Source organism: Micromonospora sp. M51, from assembly GCF_018070305.1.
GTDB lineage: Bacteria > Actinomycetota > Actinomycetes > Mycobacteriales > Micromonosporaceae > Micromonospora > Micromonospora parva.
Map to the genome: position 1 here is coordinate 1 of NZ_JAGPXZ010000733.1, position 2995 is coordinate 2995.

Here is a 2995-nt window from a genome sequence, read left to right on the forward strand (position 1 = left end):
AAGCCCATGCCGAGGGCGCTGGTCGCCACCAACGCCTTGATCTTGTTGTCGAGCAGGTCCTGTTCGGCGGCCCGCCGGTCGGCGTCGTCGGACTGCCCGCTGTAGGAGGCGACCGGGTAGCCCCGGGAGCGCAGGAACTCGGCGGTCTCCCCCGCTGCCGCCACTGTCAGCGTGTAGATGATGCCCGAGCCGGGGAGCTGGTCCAGGTGGTCGGCGAGCCAGGCCAGCCGGTGTGCGGGGCTGGGCAGGTCGAGCACCCCGAGGCGCAGCGACTCGCGGTCGAGCGTGCCGCGCAGGATGAGGGCGTCACCCAACTGCTCGGCCACGTCCTGGGTGACCCGGGCGTTGGCGGTGGCGGTGGTCGCCAGCACGGGGGTGCGGTCGGGCAGCTCGGCGAGGAACGTCCGCAGCCGCCGGTAGTCGGGCCGGAAGTCGTGCCCCCAGTCGGAGACGCAGTGTGCCTCGTCGACCACCAGCAGGCCGGTGGTGGCGGCCAACTTCGGCAGGACGCCGTCGCGGAAGTCCGGGTTGTTGAGCCGTTCCGGGCTGATCAGCAGCACGTCCACCGCGCCGGTCTGGATCTCGGCGGTGATCTCATCCCACTCGTCGAGGTTGGCCGAGTTGATCGTGCGGGCCCGGATGCCGGCCCGGGCAGCCGCCTCGACCTGGTTACGCATCAGGGCCAGCAGCGGCGAGACGATGACTGTCGGCCCGGCCTGGTCGCCGTGCTCGTGGTCCCGGAGCAGGGCGGTGGCCACGAAGTAGACAGCGGACTTGCCCCAGCCGGTCCGCTGGACGCACAGCACCCGTCGCCGGTCGACGACCAGTGCCTCGATGGCGCGCCACTGATCCTCGCGCAGCCGGGCGTGGTCACCGGCCAGCCGGCGCAGCACCGCCTCGGCCCGCTCCCGTACGCCTGCCCGCTCTGCTGTCTCCACCCGGCATTTCTACCAGCGCCGTCCGTCATCACCCTGTTGATCAAGAGGTTTGCGTCATTCCCGGGCTGGATCCTGACCCATTTCTCTTGATCAACAGGGGATGGGCCCGGTCAGCGGCCGAGGACCGAGCCGCCGTTCACGCCCAGGACCTGACCCGTGACGAAACCGGCCGCCGGGCTGGCGAGATAGCGGACCGCTTCGGCGATGTCGTCCGGCAGCCCGGCCCGCCCGACCAGGGTCGCCGCCACCCGCTTCGCGTGCCCCTCGGCGGTCATCCGGTCACCGAAGAACTCCGTCTCGGCGACGTAGCCGGGGCTGACCACGTTGACGGTGATCTGCTCCGGACCGAGCTGCGCCGCCAGGTCGTACGCCCAGCCGTGCAGGGCCGCCTTCGCCGCCGAGTACGGCCCACCGCCGCCCCGCTGCGCGGAGATCGAGCTGATGAGGATCACCCGCCCGCCGGGTCGACGCAGAGCCGGGCGCAGCGCCTCGGTCAGCAGCACCGCGGTGAGCACGTTGGCGTCCAGGTTGGCCCGCCAGTACGCGGCCGTCCCGGCCAGCGTGTCGGTGTCCCCGCTCAGGTAGCCGCCAGCGTTGTTGACCACCACGTCGACCGGCCGACCGTCGACCGCCGCCAGGACCCGGTCCAGCTGCTCCGGGTCGGTCAGGTCCGCGGTCACGGTGGTGACGGCGTCCGGCCGACCGCATTCGGCGGCGATCCGCGCAGCGGCATCCGCCAACACGTCGGCCCGCCGCCCGACGATCAGCACGTCGTACCCATCCCGGGCGAGTGCCCCCGCCACCGCCGCCACGATCCCGGTCCCGCCCCCGCTGACAACCGCAACCCGCGAGTCCATCTCCCCTACCTCCCCATCCGCAGCACCTCGTCGATCATGAAGTTATCGCCATCCGCCACGGCGTGTCATGGCCACAACTTCATGATCGACGAGCAGGGGGTGGGGTTAGCGGGGGGAGCGGGGGCGGAGGGAGCGGGTGAGGTGGGACAGGCGGGGGGCCAGGCTGGTTATGCCGCCGGGGAAGAAGTAGACGGCCAGGATGAAGACCGTGCCCAGGACGAAGAGCGGCTGACTCAACGGACGGCTGAGAACGGCCGGCAGGTTGTCCACCGCGTCGCTGGTGCCGAACGCGGTGAGACGGTGGTCCAGGTACATGTAGAGGACACCGCCGAGCACCGGCCCCCACCGGGTGCCCGGCCCGCCGAGCACCACCATCACCAGCAGCGACAGGGTCAGCTCGGACGACGTGATGTGCGGCGACGCGCCGCCGACGATCAGGACGTAGACCACCCCGCCCGCCGACGCCAAGCCGCCGGCCAGGGTGAACGCCACCAGCTTGTAGCGGTACGGGTCCAGCCCGAGCACACCGATCCGCCGCTCGTCGTCGCGCAGCCCGGCGAGCACCCGCCCGGTCGGCGACCCGCTCACCCGGTGCACCACGAAGACCACAAGCGTCAGGTACGCCAGTGCCAGCCAGTACAGATTGACCGTGTTGGTCACCCCCACCAGCCCGGCGGGCAACCCGGACACGTCCAGCGGCAGGCCCTCCTCGCCGCCGGTCAGCCCACCGAAGTCGCGGGCCACCAGGATGGCCCCGACCTGGGCGAACGCGAGGGTGACCATGGCGAACGCGATGCCCACGGTCCGCAGCGCCACCGCGCCGAGCAGCGCGGCGAGGATGGTGCCGCCGGTGATCGTCAGCAACGCCGCCTGCCACAGCGGCAGACCGGCCCGGGTGACCAGGATGTCGGTGCCGTAGACGCCGGCCGCGAAGTAGAGCGCGTGCCCGAAGGAGAGCATCCCGGTGCGGCCGAAGAGCAGGTCGTACCCGGCCGCCAACCCGCCGAAGATCAGGCAGATGGCGAGCAGTTGCAGGGTGCCCGGCGAGTTGACCGGCCCCTCGAAGATCCCGGGCAGGGAGATCGTCGAGTACGGCAGGATGGCCAGCACCACCAGCGCTACCAGCGGCAGGAACGGCCGGACCCGGTGCCACCGCCCCCGCTGCGGACTCAGTTCGTCGGGCACCTGCGCCCGAGGCGC

Annotated in this window: 3 protein-coding genes; all 3 read right to left on the bottom strand. The window is 71.7% G+C overall.

The features are described from left to right. Positions 1-938 (bottom strand): DEAD/DEAH box helicase (locus KBX53_RS27830; RefSeq protein ID WP_210862497.1); only part of this gene is annotated, 938 nt, incomplete at its 3' end. Between the two features lie 110 nt (positions 939-1048). Further along, positions 1049-1795, bottom strand: a complete 747-nt coding sequence (locus tag KBX53_RS27835; RefSeq protein WP_210862500.1) for an SDR family NAD(P)-dependent oxidoreductase — start codon at positions 1793-1795, stop codon at positions 1049-1051. 105 nt (positions 1796-1900) lie between these two features. Beyond that, a partial coding sequence (locus KBX53_RS27840; RefSeq protein ID WP_247676329.1) for a branched-chain amino acid ABC transporter permease occupies positions 1901-2995 on the bottom strand: 1095 nt, incomplete at its 5' end.

Bases quoted from the DNA above. Each gene is read 5' to 3' on its own strand.
- KBX53_RS27835 (WP_210862500.1), bottom strand. From the start codon at position 1,795: ATGGACTCGCGGGTTGCGGTTGTCAGCGGGGGCGGGACCGGGATCGTG.